The sequence below is a fragment of the Pseudomonas sp. G7(2022) genome, assembly GCF_052660475.1.
The window spans coordinates 2700251-2720042 of sequence record NZ_CP109659.1 but is presented as its reverse complement, the minus strand read 5'-3'; the positions used below and the strand labels follow the sequence as shown (position 1 = coordinate 2720042).

Annotated in this window: 16 protein-coding genes; 8 read left to right on the top strand and 8 right to left on the bottom strand. The window is 60.2% G+C overall.

The genetic code is table 11. The features are described from left to right. Window positions 1-98: 98 nt before the first annotated feature. Both NE357_RS12160 and NE357_RS12155 read left to right on the top strand, forming a co-directional pair. Window positions 99-1439: an MmgE/PrpD family protein gene (locus NE357_RS12160; protein WP_169430057.1), complete on the top strand. Its 1341-nt coding sequence runs from the start codon at window positions 99-101 to the stop codon at window positions 1437-1439. Between the two features lie 102 nt (window positions 1440-1541). Continuing rightward, a complete protein-coding gene (locus tag NE357_RS12155) occupies window positions 1542-2777 on the top strand; it encodes an aromatic ring-hydroxylating oxygenase subunit alpha (RefSeq protein ID WP_169430056.1) in 1236 nt (411 codons plus the stop codon). Window positions 2778-2803: 26 nt separating this feature from the next. Here NE357_RS12155 and yddG read toward each other — a convergent pair whose 3' ends face one another. Further along, window positions 2804-3700 (bottom strand): aromatic amino acid DMT transporter YddG, encoded by an 897-nt coding sequence (gene yddG, locus NE357_RS12150; protein ID WP_169430055.1) that lies wholly within the window; start codon window positions 3698-3700, stop codon window positions 2804-2806. Between the two features lie 477 nt (window positions 3701-4177). Here yddG and NE357_RS12145 point away from each other — a divergent pair, with 477 nt between their 5' ends. Then, a complete protein-coding gene (locus NE357_RS12145) occupies window positions 4178-5488 on the top strand; it encodes an MFS transporter (RefSeq protein WP_169430054.1) in 1311 nt (436 codons plus the stop codon). A 60-nt stretch (window positions 5489-5548) separates the two neighbouring features. Here NE357_RS12145 and NE357_RS12140 read toward each other — a convergent pair whose 3' ends face one another. After that, window positions 5549-7537, bottom strand: a complete 1989-nt coding sequence (locus NE357_RS12140) for a peptidase U32 family protein (RefSeq protein WP_169430053.1) — start codon at window positions 7535-7537, stop codon at window positions 5549-5551. A gap of 333 nt (window positions 7538-7870) precedes the next feature. On the opposite strand from NE357_RS12140, the gene NE357_RS12135 reads away from it, so the two are divergent. Beyond that, complete coding sequence (locus NE357_RS12135; RefSeq protein ID WP_169430052.1) at window positions 7871-9439, top strand: ATP-binding cassette domain-containing protein; 1569 nt, start codon at window positions 7871-7873, stop codon at window positions 9437-9439. Between the two features lie 120 nt (window positions 9440-9559). Here NE357_RS12135 and NE357_RS12130 read toward each other — a convergent pair whose 3' ends face one another. Further along, complete coding sequence (locus NE357_RS12130) at window positions 9560-9940, bottom strand: RidA family protein (protein ID WP_007955413.1); 381 nt, start codon at window positions 9938-9940, stop codon at window positions 9560-9562. Between the two features lie 501 nt (window positions 9941-10441). Here NE357_RS12130 and NE357_RS12125 point away from each other — a divergent pair. Further along, the gene (locus tag NE357_RS12125) at window positions 10442-10825 is read left to right on the top strand and encodes a DUF6124 family protein (protein WP_169430051.1); all 384 of its coding nucleotides are present in this window, start codon (window positions 10442-10444) and stop codon (window positions 10823-10825) included. A gap of 227 nt (window positions 10826-11052) precedes the next feature. Further along, window positions 11053-12729, top strand: coding sequence for an MFS transporter (locus tag NE357_RS12120; protein ID WP_169430050.1), 1677 nt, complete (start codon window positions 11053-11055; stop codon window positions 12727-12729). A gap of 35 nt (window positions 12730-12764) precedes the next feature. Here NE357_RS12120 and NE357_RS12115 read toward each other — a convergent pair whose 3' ends face one another. The 5 genes from NE357_RS12115 to NE357_RS12095 are packed head-to-tail and all read right to left on the bottom strand — an operon-like array spanning window position 12765 to window position 17562. Beyond that, on the bottom strand, window positions 12765-14798 hold the full coding sequence (locus NE357_RS12115) for an LTA synthase family protein (RefSeq protein ID WP_169430049.1): 2034 nt from the start codon (window positions 14796-14798) through the stop codon (window positions 12765-12767). Window positions 14799-14801: 3 nt separating this feature from the next. Beyond that, on the bottom strand, window positions 14802-15404 hold the full coding sequence (locus tag NE357_RS12110) for a hypothetical protein (RefSeq protein WP_169430048.1): 603 nt from the start codon (window positions 15402-15404) through the stop codon (window positions 14802-14804). Continuing rightward, entirely contained in the window at window positions 15404-16699 is a 1296-nt protein-coding gene (locus tag NE357_RS12105; protein WP_169430047.1) for a sialidase family protein, read from the bottom strand. The genes NE357_RS12110 and NE357_RS12105 overlap by 1 nt, the downstream gene beginning before the upstream one ends. 51 nt (window positions 16700-16750) lie before the next feature. Beyond that, a complete protein-coding gene (locus NE357_RS12100) occupies window positions 16751-17296 on the bottom strand; it encodes a cytochrome b/b6 domain-containing protein (RefSeq protein WP_169430046.1) in 546 nt (181 codons plus the stop codon). Next, on the bottom strand, window positions 17296-17562 hold the full coding sequence (locus NE357_RS12095) for a PepSY domain-containing protein (RefSeq protein ID WP_114882494.1): 267 nt from the start codon (window positions 17560-17562) through the stop codon (window positions 17296-17298). The genes NE357_RS12100 and NE357_RS12095 overlap by 1 nt, the downstream gene beginning before the upstream one ends. A 170-nt stretch (window positions 17563-17732) precedes the next feature. On the opposite strand from NE357_RS12095, the gene NE357_RS12090 reads away from it, so the two are divergent. Both NE357_RS12090 and NE357_RS12085 read left to right on the top strand, forming a co-directional pair. After that, complete coding sequence (locus NE357_RS12090) at window positions 17733-18395, top strand: response regulator (protein ID WP_169430045.1); 663 nt, start codon at window positions 17733-17735, stop codon at window positions 18393-18395. Beyond that, on the top strand, window positions 18392-19783 hold the full coding sequence (locus NE357_RS12085) for an ATP-binding protein (RefSeq protein ID WP_169430044.1): 1392 nt from the start codon (window positions 18392-18394) through the stop codon (window positions 19781-19783). Before NE357_RS12090 ends, NE357_RS12085 begins: the two co-directional genes overlap by 4 nt. Window positions 19784-19792 lie beyond the last annotated feature (9 nt).

Sequence of the window (19792 nt, the reverse complement as noted above, 5' to 3'; positions counted from 1 at the left end):
GACGAAAATGTCGTTGGAGCCGCACAACCTTCCTGACTCATTGTGGAGCGGCGCCGGTCGGGATCTGGCCGGTTCCCCTCACAGGAAGGAATTGTTGAATGTCACTCTACGAATTCTGCCGCGACTTTGACTTCATCCAGGCCCCGGCCAAGACCCGGGAGATTTTGCAAAACAGCCTGCTGGATATCGTCGGCGTCATGGCCGGTGCTGCGTCCAATGACACAAGTGTGGCGCTGCGCCGTTTTGCTGTTTCCCACTATCCCACCGGCGAATACGGCAGTCGTCTGCTGTTCGACGGTCAGCGCGTGAGCCTGCTGGGCGCGGGTTGGGCTGGCGGCTTTTCCGCCGACAGCCTCGATGCCCACGAAGGCCACTTCCGATCCAAGGGGCACGCTGGCGCGACCGTGGTGCCGGCCCTGCTCGCCCTCGCCGATGCGCTGCATCACCAAGGCAAGGAAGTCAGCGGACATGAGCTGTTGAGCGCGCTGTGCCTCGGCTATGAAACCGGACTTCGCGCCGGAACAGCGCTGATGGCAACCTCCCCGACGTACCACGCATCCGGCGGCTTTTCGGCGATTGGCGTGGTCTGCGCCGGCGCCCGCTTGCTCGGTTTTGACGAGCCGACCTTTCGCAATGCCTTGGGCATCGCCGAATACTTCAGCGCCCGTTGCCCGATGATGCGCCTGATCGCGTTTCCGACCATGTTGCGTGACGCCCACGGCAGCGGCGCCTTTGTCGGTTTGAATGCGCTGCTGATGGCCAAGGAAGGCGTGACCGGTGCGCCAGCGGAAACCGTCGAGGACGCCTCGGTCGCCGAGCACTGGCTCGACCTCGGTCAGCGCTGGGAAATCGACAGCCAGTATTTCAAACCCTGGCCGGTGTGCCGTTGGGCGCAACCGGCGCTGACCGCGATGCTGCAACTGCAACAGGAGAACGCCGGGCTCAACGCTGACGCGATCGAAACGATCCGCGTCGAGACTTTCTACGAATCGATGTGCCTGCAAGGTCACACCCCGGCGGATGCCGATCAGGCGCAATACGCCCTGGCCTTTCCGCTGGCGGCGCTGATCGTCAGGGGCAAACTCGGCCCGGACGAAGTCACCGGCGAATCCATACACGCCGCCGACATCCGCGCCTTGAGCGCACGCATCGAGATCGTTGAAGCCGCCGATATTTCGGCGCGATTCCCCAATGAAATCCTCTCGCGCGTCACCGTCACCCTGAAAAACGGCAACGTGCTCGTCAGCCCGATCACCGCCGCGCGCGGCGATCCCGAAACGGCCCTGAGTCGCGAAGAACTGGAGCAGAAGTTCGACCTGTTCGCCTCAAGCCTCGGCCATGAACGCAGCCTCGCGGTGAAACAGGCGATTCGCAATCTGGACCAGTCTGCGTCGGCCATCGCCACGCTTGAGCCGATCTTCAGACGCCCTCACCCATAACCGCAACGCATCGATTACCCGCAGGAAATGTCGTTTGTGACGGCTTTCCCGGCACAGATAGGCTGGACCTGTTCCGGCCCTACGCGCATGACGAGGAAAACAATGAACAATAAAGACACCGTGTTTGACCTGATCGCCCAGCGCAAACCCTGGCACTCGCTGCCGGGCGTCCTCTACAAGGATGAAAACGTCTATCGCCAGGATCTCGAGCAGATCTGGCACAAGGACTGGATATTCGCCGGGCACACCTTCGAAATTTCCAAACCCGGCCAGTACTTCACCCTGCAGATCGGTGATTACCCGGTCGCCGTGGTGCGCGGCAAGGATGGCGAGATCCGGGCGTTTCATAACGCCTGCCGCCATCGCGGCGCCAAGATCTGCGAACACGAACACGGCAAGGTCGCGAAAATGGTCTGCCCTTATCACAAGTGGACCTACGAGCTGGACGGCAACTTGCTGTACGCCGGCAACATGGGCCAGGATTTCGACAAGGCCCAGTACAACCTGAAGTCCGTGCATTGCGAGATCGTGCACAGCTACATCTATGTCTGCGTCGCCACCAAGGCGCCGGACTTCGAAGGTTTTCGCAAAGCCGTCAGCCCGTTCATCGCCCCGCATTATCTGGACAACTGCAAAGTGGCGTTCGAGTCGACCATCATCGAACAAGGCAACTGGAAGCTGGTGTTCGAGAACAACCGCGAGTGCTACCACTGCGACGGTTCCCACCCGGAGTTGTTGAAATCCTTCGTCGACAACCTGTCGGTGGGCGGCCTCAGCGGCGAAGACGACCCACAGTTGTCGGCGTACTGGAACACCTGCGAGCAGGCCGGTTTGCCGAGCCGTCTGGTGATGGACATCAACGGTCAGTACCGCATGACCCGCATTCCGCTGTCGTCCGGGGCCGTCAGCTACACCATGGACGGCAAGCCGGCAGTGAACGGGCGTCTGGACAAAACCGCCGAGCCGGACATCGGCGCCCTGCTCTATTTCCATTACCCGTCCACCTGGAACCACTTCCTCGGCGACCATGCCCTGAGCTTCCGCGTATTACCGATCAGCGCCACACAAACCATGGTCACCACCAAATGGCTGGTGCCGGACACGGCAGTGGAAGGCGTGGACTACGACCTCGAACGCCTGACCAAAGTCTGGATCGCCACCAACGATCAGGACCGCACGCTGGTCGAGGGCACCCAGCGCGGCGTGACCTCCCCGTCCTATGAACCGGGGCCGTACTCGGAAACGGCGGAAACCGGCGTCTGCCAGTTCGATGACTGGTATTGCGCCACGATGATGGACCGGCTCAAGGGGCCGATTCCGTTGAAGTCCGTGGGCTGACGGGCATGCGCGGCAACGCCGTTTTTTCAGGAGAACTGACGTTGCCGCGTCGCTTGCCAGCAGATCAGCGAACCCACGGTCACCAGCACCGCGCCCTGCCAGAACTGCATCTGCAAACTGACACCCAGCCACAGCGCGGCGAACGCTGACGACAAAACCGGCGCGCCATAGGATGCGGTCGCCAGCAAAGTCAGGTTGCCGCGCAGGATGCCGATATTCCACAACGCATAACCGCCGGCCATGGCGATGCCGGTGGCGATCAGTTCGAGGGAATTGCCCACTGTGAATGCAGAAATCCGTTCACTGCTGAAGCCCCACTTCACCCACAAAACAATCGCCGTCAGCACGAAAAACAGCACTACCAGACTCTGCCCGTTGGCGTAGCGGCGCGTGACGTTGCAATACAGCGCAAACGTGATCGCGCAGGCCAGCGCCAGGCTGTAACTCAGCGGGTTGGAATTGACGTTGGCATTGATCCCCGGCAACGACAGGCCCTGACCGCTGACCACCCAGAGAATGCCAAACAGTGCGAGCGCACTGCCGGGAACGATGAACCAGCGGGTTTTCTGCCCGTTCATGAAAATCGCCAGCACCACGGTCAGGCATGGCCAAAGGTAATTGACCACACCCAGTTCGATCGCCTGTTGCCGGTCACTGGCAAACCCCAGCGCCAAAGACAGGCACACCTCATACGCAACGAACAACCCACTGCCGAGCAGGAGATAGAGTGTTGACGTGGAACGAAGACGCGGTCGCCCGAGAAACATCACCAGCAGGATCGCCCCCAGGGTGTAAATCATCGCGGCCCCGCCCAGAGGGCCGAAATGTTCACTGACGCCCCTGATCAAACCGGCGGCGGTGCTCCACAACACAATCGCCAACAGCCCGCACGCCGTGGCGGCACGCTCGCCTCTTATTTGCATCATTGCCTCTGGATCAAAATCGCGATTCGACCGCACAGGCTAACGAGGGAAACCGGATCGATACAGCGACTTTTCATCCGGGCAATGAATGCGCTGGGGTTATCGATCAAGCTCGGGACGCTCCGCGTCCCTTCCAACGGCGGACGCAGAGCGTCCATGGAGGCATTCCCACGCGGAGCGTGGGAACGATCGGCGTGATCAGTGCTGAAACGGACGAGCCTGCGTCCCAACGTCGCAGGTCCGGCACCTTGGCAAACGCCACACAAGGCTTAAAATCGCGCCTCCTCTTGCAGTCGCCCGAACGGCGCCTGCCCGCAGCCATGACAACCCTCAGGTTTGAACAGCCGGCCACTTTCACAAAGTGCGCCAGGCTCAATCGTCCTGCCCGTTCGGCGGTCGTTTGTCTTCAACACACTTCGGCTTGGCACTCGCATGCGCAGAGGCGCACGTTCCGCTGTTCGATCACTTGAGGTTTTTATGACACCGCGTTTGCTGGCCATGGCGCTGGCGCCCCTGCTCGGGCTGTTCATTGTTGCGCTGGGCAACGGCTTTCTGTCTTCTTTGACCACTCTGCGCCTGGGCGCGGCCGGCGAATCGGCGACGATGATTGGCATCGTGTCCTCGGCCTATTTCATCGGCCTTACCTTGGGCGCGATTTTCAATGACCGGTTGATCCTGCGCATCGGCCACATCCGCGCCTACAGCAGCTTCGCCTCGCTGATCGCCGCGACCATCCTGCTGCAAGGGCTGTTTTATGACACCTGGGGCTGGGTCGTTCTGCGCCTGATCAACGGCTGGGCCACGGTCGGCGTGTTTCTGGTGATCGAGAGCTGGCTGCTGCTGGCCGGTGACGCGAAGATTCGCGGGCGCCTGCTGGCGCTGTACATGATCGTCCTCTACGGCGCCGGCGTGCTGGGTCAGGCGTTTTTGGGGAAAATCACCGGGCTGGGCGACACGGCGCCGTTCATGGTCGCCGGCATGCTCGCAACCCTGTCGGTGCTGCCGATCGTGATCCTGCCGCGGGTTTCACCGCTGCTGGAACAGGTCGAACCGCTCAAGCCACGGGCACTGCTGGGCGTGTCGCCCACCGGGCTGGTCGGCTGCTTCGGCTCCGGCGTGACCATCGCGGCGATCTACACCCTGCTGCCGCTGTACCTGCAACGCATCGGCCTGAACGTCGGCGAAGTCGGCAGCATGATGGCCTGGACGATCCTCGGCGCGATGCTCCTGCAATACCCGGTCGGGCGCTGGTCCGACCGCAAGGATCGCCTGCAAGTGCTGACCGTGCTGTGCGCCGCGTGCACCGTGCTGTCGCTGGTGATCGTGCTGGTGCCGCTGTCCTCGGCCATGCTCGCAGCGATGCTGTTCCTGCTGGGTGGCGGCGTGTTCGCGCTGTACCCGGTTGCGGTCAGCCATGCCGCCGACCGTGCGCCGGTTGAAACCCTGGTGCCGATGATTCAAGGCATGCTGCTGATCAACTCCCTGGGCTCGGCGATGAGCCCGCTGCTGATCTCGCCGGCAATGAACGCCCACGGCGAAACCGGCCTGTTCTGGGCCTTCGCGCTGGTCAACCTGAGCATGGTGACGTTCTTCTTCTGGCGTCGCGGCAAGCGTCCGGTGCCGGCCAACCCGGCGCCGTTTGCGGCGGCTGCGACCTTCTCGCCGACTGGCGCCGAGCTGCGGGTGACCGAAGACTTGCGTCAGGCAGCGCAGGAGCATCCGCCGATGGTCGATGCGTTGAGTGGCGAAGCGGCACCACCAACGGCATCGCGCTACGAAGCCAGTTGAGTTTCTGGCAGGCATAAAAAAACCGGTGACTTGCGTCACCGGTTTTTTATTGCCCTTGAATCAGTGCGGTGCCCGAGGAATGGTCTTCATCAGGTCTTCAGGGCTGATATGCCCCACCACACTGCCCGGCTGCGGCAGATTCAGGATGTGGCCCTTCATCTTGCCGATCACGTGCATCTCGCACGGTTTGCAGTCGAACTTCAGGGTCAGCACTTCGTCGCCGTGAATCAGCTGCATCGGCGCGACTTTGGTTTTCACGCCAGTCACGCCTTTGGCCTGTTTCGGGCACAGGTTGAAGGAGAACCGCAGGCAGTGCTTGGTGATCATCACCGGCACTTCGCCCGCCTCTTCGTGGGCCTCGTACGCCGCGTCGATCAGCTTCACGCCGTGACGGTGGTAGAAGTCGCGAGCCTTCTGGTTGTAGACGTTGGCCAGGAACGACAGATGCGCTTCCGGGTACACCGGCGGTGGCGTGGTCTCGGCCTTGCGCGAACCGCGCGGATGGGCGGCAACGCGGGCGGCGGTCAGCGCTTCGATCACTTCACGACGCAACGACTTGAGCTGCGAGTTCGGGATGAAGAACGCTTGCGGCGCATCCAGCTTGATCGAGGTCGCGTGGTACTCGGTGGTGCCGAGCTGACCGAGCAGGTCGTGCAGAGTCTCCAGCGCCTGTTCCGGTTTGTTGGCGACACCGAACGGGCCTTCCAGCGCGACGCTGGCGCTGATGCCCTCTTCGCTGGTCACGGTCAGTTCCAGACGCTCTTCGCGAAGCTTCGCCAGCCAGCTCACGCCGATACGACGCTCGGCGGAGGTCTTGAGCAAGGCCTGCTGCCAGTTGTGGTCGAGGTTGCGGTTCAGCGGGTGGTTCGGGCGCAGCTTGTACAGGCCTTCCGGCATCTCGTTCGGCTCGACGCGGTAGCGATAGCGCTTCTCGCCTTCTTCCTCGAACTCGCCCTTGGCTTCGGCGATGTTGGCGCGGAACCCCACCACTTCGCGCTTGACCAGCACATTGAGGCCGTCGCCGTTGGACAGTGGCTCGTGGGTGATGACCTGCATGTCACGCTTGCCGACTTTCTCGACCACGCCCACCGCCAGACCGGTGAAGGTCGGCGAATCGAACGCGCCGATATCGATCTTGCGCTCGCTGACGAAGTAGTCGGTGCTGCCACGGTGGAAGGTCTTTTCCGGGTCCGGCATGAAGAAATGCGCGGTGCGGCCGCTGGAAGCGCGGGCCAGGTCCGGGCGGTCTTCGAGCACGTCGTCGAGGCGCTGGCGGTAATAGGCGGTGATGTTCTTCACATAGCCCATGTCCTTGTAGCGACCTTCGATCTTGAACGAACGCACACCGGCCTCGACCAGTGCGCGGATGTTGGCGCTCTGGTTGTTGTCCTTCATCGACAGCAGGTGTTTTTCGTAGGCGATCACGCCACCCTTTTCGTCTTTCAGGGTGTACGGCAGACGGCAGGCCTGGGAGCAGTCGCCCCGGTTGGCACTGCGCCCGGTCTGCGCGTGGGAAATGTTGCACTGACCGGAAAACGCCACGCACAACGCGCCGTGGATGAAGAACTCGATGGCGGCATCGGTTTCATCGGCGATTGCGCGGATTTCCTTGAGGTTCAGTTCACGGGCCAGTACCAGTTGCGAGAAACCGGCCTGATCGAGGAACTTGGCCCGCTCAAGGGTGCGGATGTCGGTCTGGGTGCTGGCGTGCAGCTCGATGGGTGGAATGTCCAGCTCCATCACGCCCAGGTCCTGGACGATCAGCGCATCGACGCCGGCGTCGTACAACTGATGGATCAGCTTGCGCGCCGGCTCCAGTTCGTTGTCGTGCAGGATGGTGTTGATGGTGGTGAAGATGCGCGCGTGATAGCGACGGGCAAATTCCACCAGTTCGGCGATTTCGCTCACCTCGTTGCACGCGTTATGACGCGCACCGAAGCTCGGGCCGCCGATGTATACCGCGTCGGCGCCATGCAGGATGGCCTCGCGGGCAATGGCCACGTCACGGGCGGGGCTGAGCAGTTCCAGGTGATGTTTGGGCAAGGACATATGTTTTTTTAGTCAGGCTGTCACGGTTGAGGCGCGCATTGTAGCCGCGAAACGCGTGGGCGGCACGTCTGTGCTGCCGGGTGGCTGCTATAAATCCGGCTACAGAATCTTGCGCCGTTACCTACAACTACACCGGAATGCGCCGACTGGAGAGTTTAGAGCGAGTTCCTTACCGTTCCTGACCACAGAAAAGAACTGATCGATTTATCGAGTGCGTACTGGTTTGCGGTACCCCCGTTCGAGCAGTTGCTTACACATAAAGGGTCGCAAGTGAACTGGTTCAGTTACTACTTAAAAACTTTCAAGATCATATCGAAGAACTATCGAGGATTCGTGACGGGTTTCATCGGGGTCTCCACGATATTCATTGCATGCAGCTCCTTGAGTTCGGCCCTCCCCATTTTGTTGAAAAATGCAGCCAACGCTATTAATGAAATACAGAGCGCACAGACTCAATTCCTTGTTTTTGCCAGTGCCTATGCAATCCTGTGGACAGCATCACAGATTCTCTCCAATGTTCGCGGGGTATTTTCAGCGTGGATATTGGCCAAATGCGATGCAACCCTTTACGAAGAAATAGTTTCCAGGATTTTTAGATACTCCCATCGAAAGCAGCAGCCCCTTGACCCTGGATACATTGTCGCCGATATAAACAGATCAGCAGGCAGTTTCAGCATGGTCACCATAGGCATCTTTTGGACAATCGTTCCCATCGCGCTTGAAATGATTATTGCCATGAGCGTTCTTTTTACGACCATGGGTTATTTCTATGCAATCCTGTTTTTTGTTTTTTGCATTGGTTTGATTTTGATAGCCGTCCACGTAGCCAAATCGAGCTCACATATTCACAAGTCCATATTTGAGGCTGACAATGAGCTTTCCAGCTACACCATTCAAAGGCTCGGAAGAATTTATGACATAAGGCTCAACAACAGCCTCCCCAAAGAACTTCTTTCGGGGCGATCCTTCTTCGACAAATACGTGAAGACAATCAGAAAAGCAAATCTTCACATGGGAATGCGCCTCGGCTTGCAGGGGCTGGCGATCGGCACCACACTAACCTTTTTTGTCATACTTTCGGGGATGAGCGACCCTACTCGCCTTACCGCCGGTGACTTTGTCATGATTGTGGGCTACATCACCATGTTCACCATGCAGTTACATATATTGGCCGGAACGTTAATCAATCTTCAGGCAAATCTCGTATCTTTGAACATTGGAATAAAATACATCGAAGAGAATATCAATAAACCGTATTACCCCAAAAAACACAAAGACACACATCTATTCTCCCTGCATGGTGTATCACTCACCAAAGACAACAAAATCATCCTAAGCAGCGTCAGTTATAAATTTGGTCCAGGCATACACATAATATCTGGCCGATCCGGCACTGGAAAAACGACACTCATAAACACCCTGCTAGGATTTGAAGACAGCTATAAAGGTACAGCCCACTATAAAGGACACCCCATAGATGAATCATTAAGTGAGTACATACTGTCCGAAGTTTCTGTTGCACCACAGAATCCGGTGCTATTACCCGGAACGCTAAAAGACAATCTGCTTTATGGAACTGAAAGTGCCAGCCCACAAAAATTGGCTTTGATTCTTGAACTTTTAGGATTCTCTAGAGACAACGCTGACATTGAAGCTTTGCTATCCACCGCCATAGACATTTCAGGAGGAGGACTTAGCGGCGGAGAACGACAAAGAATTGCCATAGGGCGAGCGATTTTAAGAGAGAAAACAACAATAATCCTGGATGAACCCACCTCGGCACTGGACAGAATAACGGCCAAAAGAATTATGGACTGGCTGATTGCCAACATCCCTTGTTTGATTATTGTTACTCACGATGAGCTTCTGAAGAAAAAATACGGAGTTGCCATAGAACTTTAGAGCATCTATTTAATTCGCAAAAACTGAATCTCAAATCTGAATTTCAAATGGCGGCCCGAGTCGTTTGATTGATACTCAATGCCGCCATGCTGTTATCTGAAATAGCCGCTGACGCGTAAATCAGGCCTTGGCAGCCATCGCAGTCACTTCCACCTTCATCCCTTCAACCGCCAGCGCCGCCACACCCACCGCCGCTCGCACCGGCCAAGGCTTGGCGAAGTAGCGCTTGTACACCTCGTTGAACGCAGCGCGATCAGCCATGTCGGTCAGGTAAATGGTCAGGTGCAGCACGCGATCCATCGAACTGCCGGCCTTTTCCAGCGCCACTTTCAGCGCCTGCAGGGTGCATTCGCTTTGCGCAGTGACATCGCCCAGTTCCAGGCTGCCATCGGCACGGGTCGGAATCTGGGTCGACATCAGGATGCCGTTGAATTCGGTCACGTCCGAAGAGATCGAGTCTGCATCCGGATCCGGGGTGTAGGTGATGTCTTGGTTGGCCATGGGAAAGTCCTTCGCTGGCAGTGAGGACGGCGCGATCGCGCGCCGTTTCGGGCGGCCAGTTTACAGACACAACGGCGGGTTTGAAGCCATGGCGGCTTTCAGGGTGGATTCTGACGGATGTTTCAGTGTGTTTTGTGGGCCGCTAAACACGTTTCGATGCGTGTGTTTAAAGACACTTTGAGTTACGCGCAATTGCCCACAAATCCTTGCGCCAGCGCCTACGGCTACGCCAGAATCCGCCGGCTTGTGCGCCCTGGGGTCGGCCGGTAACTTGGATCGGGTCACTGATTCGCAGTGATCGGGTTTAGCAGCCCGTTGAGTCAAGCCGTACAAGCCTCTATCAAATCAGGTATCTCTGAGCTTGATGGTGGCTGTGCGCAGGGCACCTTCGGGTGCGCCGATTGCTTGGCTCATCGGTCTGCTAACCTGCGCGCAGCTGCCACCCTAATTCGTTTAGCAGCGAGATGGTTGCAGCCTCACTCCTTAGAGAGGTTAGAGCCAATGTTCAAAGTAACTCCGAATCCCCCGGTCACCGAACCGGCCAGCATCACCGACCCAACTTCCCCCTACGAATGCCCTGATTCGAAGAAATTCAACGAAGCTGCCAACCGCGCCCTCGACTACCACCTCGGCCCGATGACAGCCCACATGATGGCCGCGCCCTACTCACCCAACCGCCTCTACCAGACCAACCCGGCCAGCAGCAACGAATCCCTGCTGGTCGACGCCGCCGAAACCCTCGGCTCGGCCAACGTCATGCTCAACAACTTCGCCGACCTCCTCCAGGGCCCCCACCGCAAGACTGCGCAAGGTATTGCGCAGGTGGTGATGTTGGCGGAACTGGCGGTGAATCAGGTTCTGGATAAGGTCGTACCGACCGAGTAATACCTAGCGGCGGGGTCTCCCCCGCCGTCACTGAGTTGTTTGATAACTCTTCGCAACTGGATATCCCCCCAAACCCAATTATGCTCAATAGAACCTCGCCCAATCCGCGAGGCCGTCAGTCTGTCCGCGCTCCCCCCACCCGGTGAAGCGCAACACCCCCAGGCCACGGGTACAGCAACACTGATAGGTGCTCCGGCCTACAAAAACAAGCACAACGGAGAACACCCATGGCCGTACTCGACAGCATGTCCACCGGCAGTGCCCCGCACCACAGTGTCAGCCGTGAGGAGCGCAAGGTCATCTTCGCCTCGTCCCTCGGCACGGTGTTCGAGTGGTACGACTTTTACCTTTACGGCTCCCTTGCCGCGATCATCGCCAAGCACTTCTTTGCCGGGGTCAACGAGACCACCTCGTTCATCTTCGCCCTGCTCGCCTTCGCCGCCGGTTTTGCGGTGCGGCCGTTTGGGGCGGTGGTGTTCGGGCGGCTGGGGGACATGATCGGGCGCAAGCACACGTTTCTGATCACGATTGTGATCATGGGTGTGTCGACGGCGATTGTGGGCTTCCTGCCCGGTTACGCGACCATCGGAGTCGCGGCGCCGATCATTCTGATTACCCTGCGCCTGCTGCAAGGTCTGGCGCTGGGCGGTGAATACGGCGGCGCGGCGACCTATGTCGCCGAGCATGCGCCGAAGGGCAAACGCGGGTATTTCACCTCGTGGATTCAGACCACCGCGACGCTGGGGCTGTTTCTGTCGCTGCTGGTGATTCTGGCTTGCCGCACGGCGCTGGGCACCGAGGCGTTCGAGGCCTGGGGCTGGCGGATTCCGTTCCTGCTGTCGATCCTGCTGCTGGCGGTCTCGGTATACATCCGGCTGCAACTGAACGAGTCGCCGGTGTTCAAGAAAATGAAGGAAGAAGGCAAATCCTCGAAAGCCCCGCTGACCGAGTCTTTTGCCCGTTGGGACAACCTGAAAATCGTGATCATGGCCCTGCTCGGCGGCACCGCCGGCCAAGCGGTGGTCTGGTACACCGGGCAGTTCTACGCGCTGTTTTTCCTCCTGCAAACACTGAAGATCGACCCGCAGACCGCCAACCTGCTGATCGCCGGTTCGCTGCTGATCGGCACGCCGTTCTTCGTGATTTTCGGCAGCCTGTCCGACCGCATCGGGCGCAAGGGCATCATCATGGCCGGGTGCATTCTGGCGGCGGTGACCTACTTCCCGATCTTCCATGCGCTGACCCAGTACGGTAACCCTGATGTCTTCGTCGCTCAGGAGAAGAACCCGGTCAAAGTGGTCGCCAGCCCTGACCAGTGCTCGTTCCAGTTCGATCCGGTGGGCAAGGCCAAATTCACCAGCTCCTGCGACCTGGCGAAAACCCTCCTGGCCAAACGGGCGATCCCGTACGAAAACGTGGTGGCGGAACCGGGCACCGTGGCCCAGGTGCGCATTGGTGACAAAGTCATCGAAAGTTTCGAAGGCACCGCCCTGCCGGCCGCCGACTTCAAAGCCCGCAACGACGCCTTTACCGCCAGCCTCAGCACCGCGTTGAAAGAGGCCGGCTACCCGGAAAAGGCTGACCCGGCCAAGACCAATTACCCGATGGTCCTGATCCTGCTGACCGTACTGGTGATCTACGTGACCATGGTTTACGGCCCGATTGCGGCGTGGCTGGTCGAGTTGTTCCCGGCGCGCATCCGCTACACCTCGATGTCGCTGCCCTACCACATCGGCAACGGCTGGTTTGGCGGGTTCCTGCCGACCGTGGCGTTTGCGATGGTCGCGGCCACCGGGGATATCTACTACGGCTTGTGGTACCCGATTGTCATCGCGGTAATGACGGCGATTCTCGGGATCTTCTTCATGCCGGAAACCAAGGATCGCGACATCCATCACACCTGAAACCGGGGCGGCCCTCTTTCATCGAGAGAGGGCCGTCAACGCACGTTGCGATACAGCATCAACCGTGCGCTTTCGTGCAGCCCCCGCGTCAGCTCGACCAGTCGTTGAAACTCCTCAGGATGCGCATCAGCCACATTCTCCAGCGGTGTCGCCGATTTCAAGTCATGCAGCGTCGGCGCGCTGCCGTCGTGTTGCATTTGCAGCAGATGGTCCTTGGTCACCCCGCCAATCAGCGGAAACGTCCCCTCGCGCAACACCAGCGGCACCACTCGCTCGCCTTCGGGTGCCGGTTGCTGCAGGTCGCGACCCATGGCGCGGTTCTCGAAAGCCACGCCGGCCATGCCCGCCACCGTCGGCAACAGATCGGCAAGCCCCACCGCTTCTTCGATCACCTTGGGTTTGAGCAGGCCCGGCGCATGAATCAGCATCGGTACATGGTTGCTCTCCAGCCCCAGTTGTTCGAAGGCTGGCGGCATGTGCGGGATGCGGCTGATGCGGGTGTTGTGGTCACCGAAGAACACGAAAATCGTGTTGTCGTAATAGCCGCCGGCCTTGGCCAGTTCCATCAGGCGACCGATGTTGAAATCCAGCAGCCGCACGGCGTTGTATTGCTCGACGCTGCGTGAACCGGCGTTTTGCACCTGTTCCAGCGACAGGTTGCTGACCTCGAAGCCGTCGTTGTCTCTGGGAATGGTGAAAGGCCGGTGATTGCCCGACGTTTGCACGTAGGCGAAGAACGGTTTGTCCTTGGGCAGTGCGCGCAGGATCTCATCGCCTTCCTTGAACAGGTCCAGATCGGAAATCCCCCACACATCCACACGTGGCGAACGCCAGTCGCGCTCCTCGTACAGACGCACGCCGTCGATGCTTTGCTGGATCAGCGCATTGATGTTGGCCCAACCGGCGTTGCCGCCGATCATGTAGAGCTTCTGGTAATCGGTGAACGCATTGATCAGCGTGTGCTGGTTGGTGATCAGCGGATGACGGGTGGCGGTCTCCTGCCGGGTGACGTCGGGAACGCCGGTGATGCTCGCCCACACGGTTTTTGCAGTGCCGGTGACCGGGACGTAGAAGTGTTTGAAGAACCAGCTCTCACCTGCCAGACGATCAAGGTTGGGCGTGGGGTTTAACGGGTTGCCATACGCCCCCACCGCGCTGGTGCCCAGGGATTCGAGCATGACGAACATCACGTTAGGTGCCCGCTCGGCCGCGACGCTGTAGGGCTGTACGGCTTGCCGGCGCTCGAATGCAAGGCTTTGCGCATCCGCTCGATCCACTCCCAGATACCTGGAAATGACCGGGTAATGCGCCCGCACTTGCGCCTCGTCGAATTGCGCCTGGCCGGCCTTGAGCGTGTCGTAGAGGAACAGCACCGGATTCAGGCCCACGGCGGCGATCTGTCCGTTGCCGGAAAAGAACGCATCGCTCCAACGCAGCGGTACCGGATTTTCCAGGTTGAGTTTGTCGACCCGGCCCAACAGCGCCAGCAGCACAGCCACCAATCCGAGCCCCGCGCCCACGGCGACTGAGCTGCGGCGGATCACTTGAGGTTCACGGGCCAGCGTCAACCGTTCCAGTCGCACAAACCCGTAGAACCACAGCGCCAGAACCGCGAGCCAGCCCAGCGCAATCCACAGCACCGGATAGGTTTCCCGGACCATCTGCTGCGAGATCTGCGCATCGTCCAGATAACGCAATACCGTGGCGTTGATCCGCACGCCGAGGTAGGCGTAATGGCCAAAATCGATGATGTAGACCAGTCCGATCACCCCCAACGCCAGCAGCAGATAAACCCGGGCCACGCCGCGCAGTAACGGCACTGTGGTCAGGTTCCAGCGCGGCAGCCACGCCAGCACCGCCAATGGCAGCACCAGCAACAGCGCCAGCCTCAAGTCGAAACGAAACCCGATGCCCAGGGTTTGCAACCATTGCGGGTCGGCAAACAACTGCGCGACATCCACCCCGGAAAACCCCATCAAGAACACCAGCCGCAGCAAGGCAAACAGCAGAAACGCCAAACCTGTCGCGCCCACGCCATAGCGCAGGCGGCGCGATTGCAACCACCCCATCATTTACCTCTGTGTCGTTCGTTCGGATTGCAGGTGTTGCCACGCTGCTTTGGCGAGAAATGCGAAACCGGCAATCAGGCAATAACCCGCCAGCAAAGGGTCGATCAGGTAATCCCAATAGTTTTCCGAAGGTTTGAGTCGCAGCGCGAACGCCAGAGTTGCCAGCGCCAACATCGCCACGCCGAGCGTATTGCGCAGTCGCAAGAGCACCAGTGTCGCCAGCCCGACAACCACGATCATCGGTCGGGGATTGAAGCCCCAACGGTAAGGATCGACATACGTCAGGCCCATCGTCGCCGGGTACAGCAGCACCGTCAGTACCACGAACAACCCCAAAACCTGCGCCCGCGCCAGCGGTTTGAGTGGGTGAACCACACCGAGGCGCAACAACGCGGCCCAGCCAAGAAACACCAGCGTGGTGATCGCCAGGTCATCGGTAAAACTGCGCACATATGCCGCCAGCGGCAGGCCATTGAGCGGAATGAAGCTGACCAGCGCCAACGCCGGCAACAGCCACGGCCGCCAGCGCCGGGTAAATTGCAGGGAGCCCAGCAGGACAAAACCGAGCAGGATGAAACTCAAATGGGCTTGCCAGAGAAACAGCATCACAGGCGCTCCGCCAGCCAGGCATCGTTGAAGCTGACATGTTTGATGAAGGTGTTGTTCCAGGAATACACCAGGTGATAGAGGCCATCGCTGCCACGACTGAAGTACGGGTATTCGTACTCGAACTCACAGCCTTCGGGTTTGCACACGCGGTAGTCGAGGTTGCTCAGAAAGCGTTGCTCCAGCGGCAGACGCTGCGCCCCGCTCGATGCCCGAAAGCCTTCGCCGATGATTGCCTTGTAGGCCTCGGGCGAAAACGGCTGGCCGAGGGGATCGGGGGACTGGTCGAGTTCGATCACGTTGCGCCAGTCGTTGAGATTCGCATCGGTGCCGTACAGGCTGAGCTTGAAGCGACCGTCACGCAGGTCATTGAGCGCCACCAGCAAACCGTCATCGGCGGTGCCCACCGCCGCCAGCGACGAGTTGGGGTTGGCCGGTTCCAGCGGATACGGCTCGCTCCAGGTCTGCCCGGCGTCTTCGGTACGGCTGGCCAGCACCTTGTGATGGGTTTCACCGGCATAACGCAGCATCGCCACGGCGCGGCGTTCGTCCTGCGGCACGATGGTCGGTTGCAGCGAATGCTTGCCGCGACTGATGCGGAATTTGTCGATCACCGCGCCATCCGCACTCAGGTACAGGTACTCGGCGAACTTGCCCATGAACTCGTGATACACCGGCAGGCCAATCGAGCCGTCGGCATGGAACACCGGCGCGGCGCGCACCAGGGTGCTGATGTTGAAGAACGGCGAGGTGATCAGCTGTCGCGGCGCCGTCCAGTTGCGCCCCAGGTCATCGGAGACCATCACGTTGATCGCGCTGGTAGCCCAGCCGCCGACGGACACCGACACGTAGAACATCCACAAGCGCTGGTCAGGCGCCAGGGCGATCACCGGGTTGCCAAGCTTGCGGATATAGCGCTGGGTGCCGGCGACGGTGGATTCGCGAGTGGCCAGCACCTGTTCGGCGCCCCACTCTGCGGTCTTGGCGTTGAAGCGCGCGGTGCGGATCTGCACATCGGCGGCGCCCTCCCGGGAGCCGGCAAACCACACGGCCATCAAGTCGCCGCCGGGCAGCGCGGTGACCGAAGACGAGTGCACGAAATCATCCAGTTCCGAGGACACGAAACGGCTGCTGTACATCGGCTCGGCCGGATTTGCCGAAGCCTGGGCGACAGGCGTTTCAACCGCGAACGGCGCCAGCACGTGCTCAGGGTGACTGCGCCACGCGGCGATAAAAATCAGGCTCACGACGAGCGCGGCGACAACGAATCTCAAACGAAAGGACAAGGCACGCATAGGCAGCTCATGGCAGTTACGAGATGGCAAACCATCGAAAGAACCTCCCTGTCACGGGCCCGGATCGTCCGGCAAGCGACGCCGGCGTCCGGTGAGCATCGACAACGGCAGGTTGTCGCGCACCTGAACACTTTCAAACAGCGCGGCCGCGATGTGCACGATGACCAGCGCCAGCAAAACATCGGCGGCCGTTTCGTGGACTTGCAGCGGCCAGTCGGCGCCCCACAGGACGTCGATTTCTTCCATGGCCCAGCCACTGACGCCGACAGTCAGCATCGCCAGCAGCATCGCAAGCATCACCAGCGCGCCGATCGGCGAATGCCCGAGACGATGTTCGGGGCGCCCGGCGATCAGCGACCGGGCATGGGCCGCGAGCCGTGACGGCGTCGGCCAGAAGTCCGACCAACGCGCACTGCGCGGCCCGACGAATCCCCACACCAGACGCACCAACAGCCAGCCCATGGCGTAATAACCGAGCCAGACATGCCAGTCGTCGCCGGCCTCATTGAAGAAGTAGTTGGCGGCAAAGACCCCGGCGATGGACAGGTGAAACACCCGTACCACCGGGTCCCAGAGGCGCAGGGACTCGCGTGGCATCAGCCCTTGATCTCGGTTTTCACCGCTTTGCCGCTGACCGGGTCGTGGTAGATCTCGACCTTGCGTTTGTCCTTGTCGAAGCCGTAGATCTCGTAGCAGTTGCCGTCGGTGACCTTGAACTTGCTGATTTCATACCCCTGGGATTTCAGCTGTTCCTGAAACGCTTTCTGGTCCTGCCACTGCGAACGTTCGGCCGTGGTGCATTGCGGGCCGGCGACGGCCAGGGGGCTGGCGACAATCAGGGACAACAGCACAAGTTTGCGCATGGAAGCACTCTCGCTGGATGGGAAAGGCTTCACTGTGCAAAACCAAGCTTAGCGAAAGCTTAGTTGGCAACGAGCCGTTACATCTTCGCCGCCACAAGGGCTGCCAAGGCAGCAAGGCGAGCGGCATGATGCCGCCGATCACGCGCCCGATTTCCTACAGAGAAAATGCCATGCGCCTACTTCTGGTTGAAGATGACCGTGCCCTCGGTCAGGGCATCCGCGTCGCCCTGAGCAACGAGGGTTACACCCTTGACTGGCTGCAGGACGGCGTCAGTGCGCTGCACGCGTTGCGCAGCGAAAGCTTCGATCTGTTGTTGCTCGACCTCGGCCTGCCAAGGCTCGACGGGCTGACGCTGCTGCAACAATTGCGGGCCACGCAACATGATTTGCCGGTGCTGATCCTCACCGCCCGCGACGGCACCGCCGAACGCATCGCCGGGCTGGATGCCGGCGCCGACGACTATCTGGTCAAGCCATTCGATGTCGACGAACTCAAGGCGCGTATCCGCGCTTTGCTGCGACGCAGTCAGGGGCGTGCGCAACCGGTGCTGGAACACGCCGGCGTCTGCCTCGACCCGAGCAGCCAGCAAGTCACCTGGCAAGGCAGCACGGTGGTGGTCACACCGATGGAATATCAGCTGTTGCACCAACTGATGGCCCGTCCCGGCAAGGTTGTTACCCGCGAACGCCTGTCGCGCACGCTGTACGGCTGGCAGGAACGGGTCGAAAGCAACACGCTGGAAGTGCTGATCCATAACCTGCGCAAGAAACTTTCGACCGAACTGATCCGCACCGTGCGCGGCGTGGGTTACGTCGTGGAGCTCAAGCCATGAACTCGATACGCGCACGGATTCTGCTACCGGTGCTGATTCTGGTATTGCTCGGCGATGTGCTGATCAGTTGGGCGGTGTTGCGCTACAGCCATCATGAGGTCGAAGAAATCTACGACGCCCAATTGGCGCAGAGTGCGCGTTTGCTGCAAGCCGTGCTCGCGCAACGCGCACCCGGTGACAACGATTGGGAGCGTCTGCACCAGGCCTTCGATGAAGCAATGAGTCGGGTCGGCGATGGCGAGGCGGCGCATCCCTACGAGACGCGGCTGACCTTTCAGGTCTGGCGCAATGACGGCCAGTTACTGATGCGCTCGGCCGAAGCCCCGATTCTGGATGCACCACCCGCCACCCTCGGCGCCCATGACTTGTTGGAGAACGGCCGCGACTGGTGCGCCTTTCTGCTCAAGGACCCGCGACAGGACTTGTTGATCTGGGTCGGCGAACGCGACGACATCCGCCAGGACCTGATCACCCGCATCGTCGGCCATACCCTGTGGCCGAGCCTGATCGGCGTGCCGCTGCTGACTATCCTGATCTGGCTGGCCATCGGCTGGGGCTTGCAGCCGTTGCGCGCCATGGCCCGGTCGATTCGCGGCCGCGACACCGACACCCTGAAACCGCTGCACCTGAGCCCCCTGCCCCAGGACCTGGAGCCGATGCAGACTGCGCTCAACCGCTTGCTGCAACAGATCGACAACCTGCTGGCCCGGGAGCGACGCTTTATCGCCGACGCCGCTCACGAGCTGCGTACGCCACTGGCGATCCTGCGGATTCATGCACAGAACGCGCAGTTGGCGGGCACCGCGCAACAACGCGAAGAAGCACTGGAGTTTTTGGTCAGTGCCGTGGACCGCGCCACGCGCATCGCCAGCCAATTGCTGACCATGGCGCGCATCGAACCGCGTCTGGCATCCCCGGAGAACACCCATGTCGAACTGACCGCCCTGGTGCGCGAGGAACTGGCTGAACTGACACCGCTGGCCCTGGAAAAAGACGTCGACCTGATCCTCGACAGCGACCATCACTGCCCGGTCGATACCGATCCGGTGGCGTTGGCCATCGCTCTGCAAAATCTGGTAACCAATGCGCTGAACTTCGCCCCGCGCGGCAGCGAGGTGCGGATTCAGGTGCAGCCACAGGCCTGCGGTTCAGTGTCGATCAGCGTCGAAGATGCCGGCCCTGGCATCGATGAGCAGCAATATGCGCGGTTGTTCGAACGTTTCTACAGCGAGGGCCACGCCAATGGCGCGGGTCTGGGGCTGGCCATCGTGCAGATGATCGTCAGCAAGATCGGCAGCACCTTGCAGCTGTACAACCGGCCTGAAGGCGGGTTGTGCGCCGAGCTGCGAATCCCTGCAGGATCAACCGAACCTGCGCCGGGCATTTAACGAAACTTT

What these genes read in the sequence shown, in the direction of transcription:
- NE357_RS12120 (WP_169430050.1), top strand. Translation starts at nt 11,053, where the DNA reads ATGGCCGTACTCGACAGCATGTCCACCGGCAGTGCCCCGCACCACAGT.
- NE357_RS12115 (WP_169430049.1), bottom strand. Translation starts at nt 14,798, where the DNA reads ATGGGGTGGTTGCAATCGCGCCGCCTGCGCTATGGCGTGGGCGCGACA.
- NE357_RS12090 (WP_169430045.1), top strand. Translation starts at nt 17,733, where the DNA reads ATGCGCCTACTTCTGGTTGAAGATGACCGTGCCCTCGGTCAGGGCATC.
- NE357_RS12085 (WP_169430044.1), top strand. Translation starts at nt 18,392, where the DNA reads ATGAACTCGATACGCGCACGGATTCTGCTACCGGTGCTGATTCTGGTA.
- NE357_RS12145 (WP_169430054.1), top strand. Translation starts at nt 4,178, where the DNA reads ATGACACCGCGTTTGCTGGCCATGGCGCTGGCGCCCCTGCTCGGGCTG.
- NE357_RS12125 (WP_169430051.1), top strand. Translation starts at nt 10,442, where the DNA reads ATGTTCAAAGTAACTCCGAATCCCCCGGTCACCGAACCGGCCAGCATC.
- NE357_RS12105 (WP_169430047.1), bottom strand. Translation starts at nt 16,699, where the DNA reads ATGCGTGCCTTGTCCTTTCGTTTGAGATTCGTTGTCGCCGCGCTCGTC.
- NE357_RS12100 (WP_169430046.1), bottom strand. Translation starts at nt 17,296, where the DNA reads ATGCCACGCGAGTCCCTGCGCCTCTGGGACCCGGTGGTACGGGTGTTT.
- yddG (WP_169430055.1), bottom strand. Translation starts at nt 3,700, where the DNA reads ATGCAAATAAGAGGCGAGCGTGCCGCCACGGCGTGCGGGCTGTTGGCG.
- NE357_RS12130 (WP_007955413.1), bottom strand. Translation starts at nt 9,940, where the DNA reads ATGGCCAACCAAGACATCACCTACACCCCGGATCCGGATGCAGACTCG.
- NE357_RS12160 (WP_169430057.1), top strand. Translation starts at nt 99, where the DNA reads ATGTCACTCTACGAATTCTGCCGCGACTTTGACTTCATCCAGGCCCCG.
- NE357_RS12140 (WP_169430053.1), bottom strand. Translation starts at nt 7,537, where the DNA reads ATGTCCTTGCCCAAACATCACCTGGAACTGCTCAGCCCCGCCCGTGAC.
- NE357_RS12155 (WP_169430056.1), top strand. Translation starts at nt 1,542, where the DNA reads ATGAACAATAAAGACACCGTGTTTGACCTGATCGCCCAGCGCAAACCC.
- NE357_RS12095 (WP_114882494.1), bottom strand. Translation starts at nt 17,562, where the DNA reads ATGCGCAAACTTGTGCTGTTGTCCCTGATTGTCGCCAGCCCCCTGGCC.
- NE357_RS12110 (WP_169430048.1), bottom strand. Translation starts at nt 15,404, where the DNA reads ATGCTGTTTCTCTGGCAAGCCCATTTGAGTTTCATCCTGCTCGGTTTT.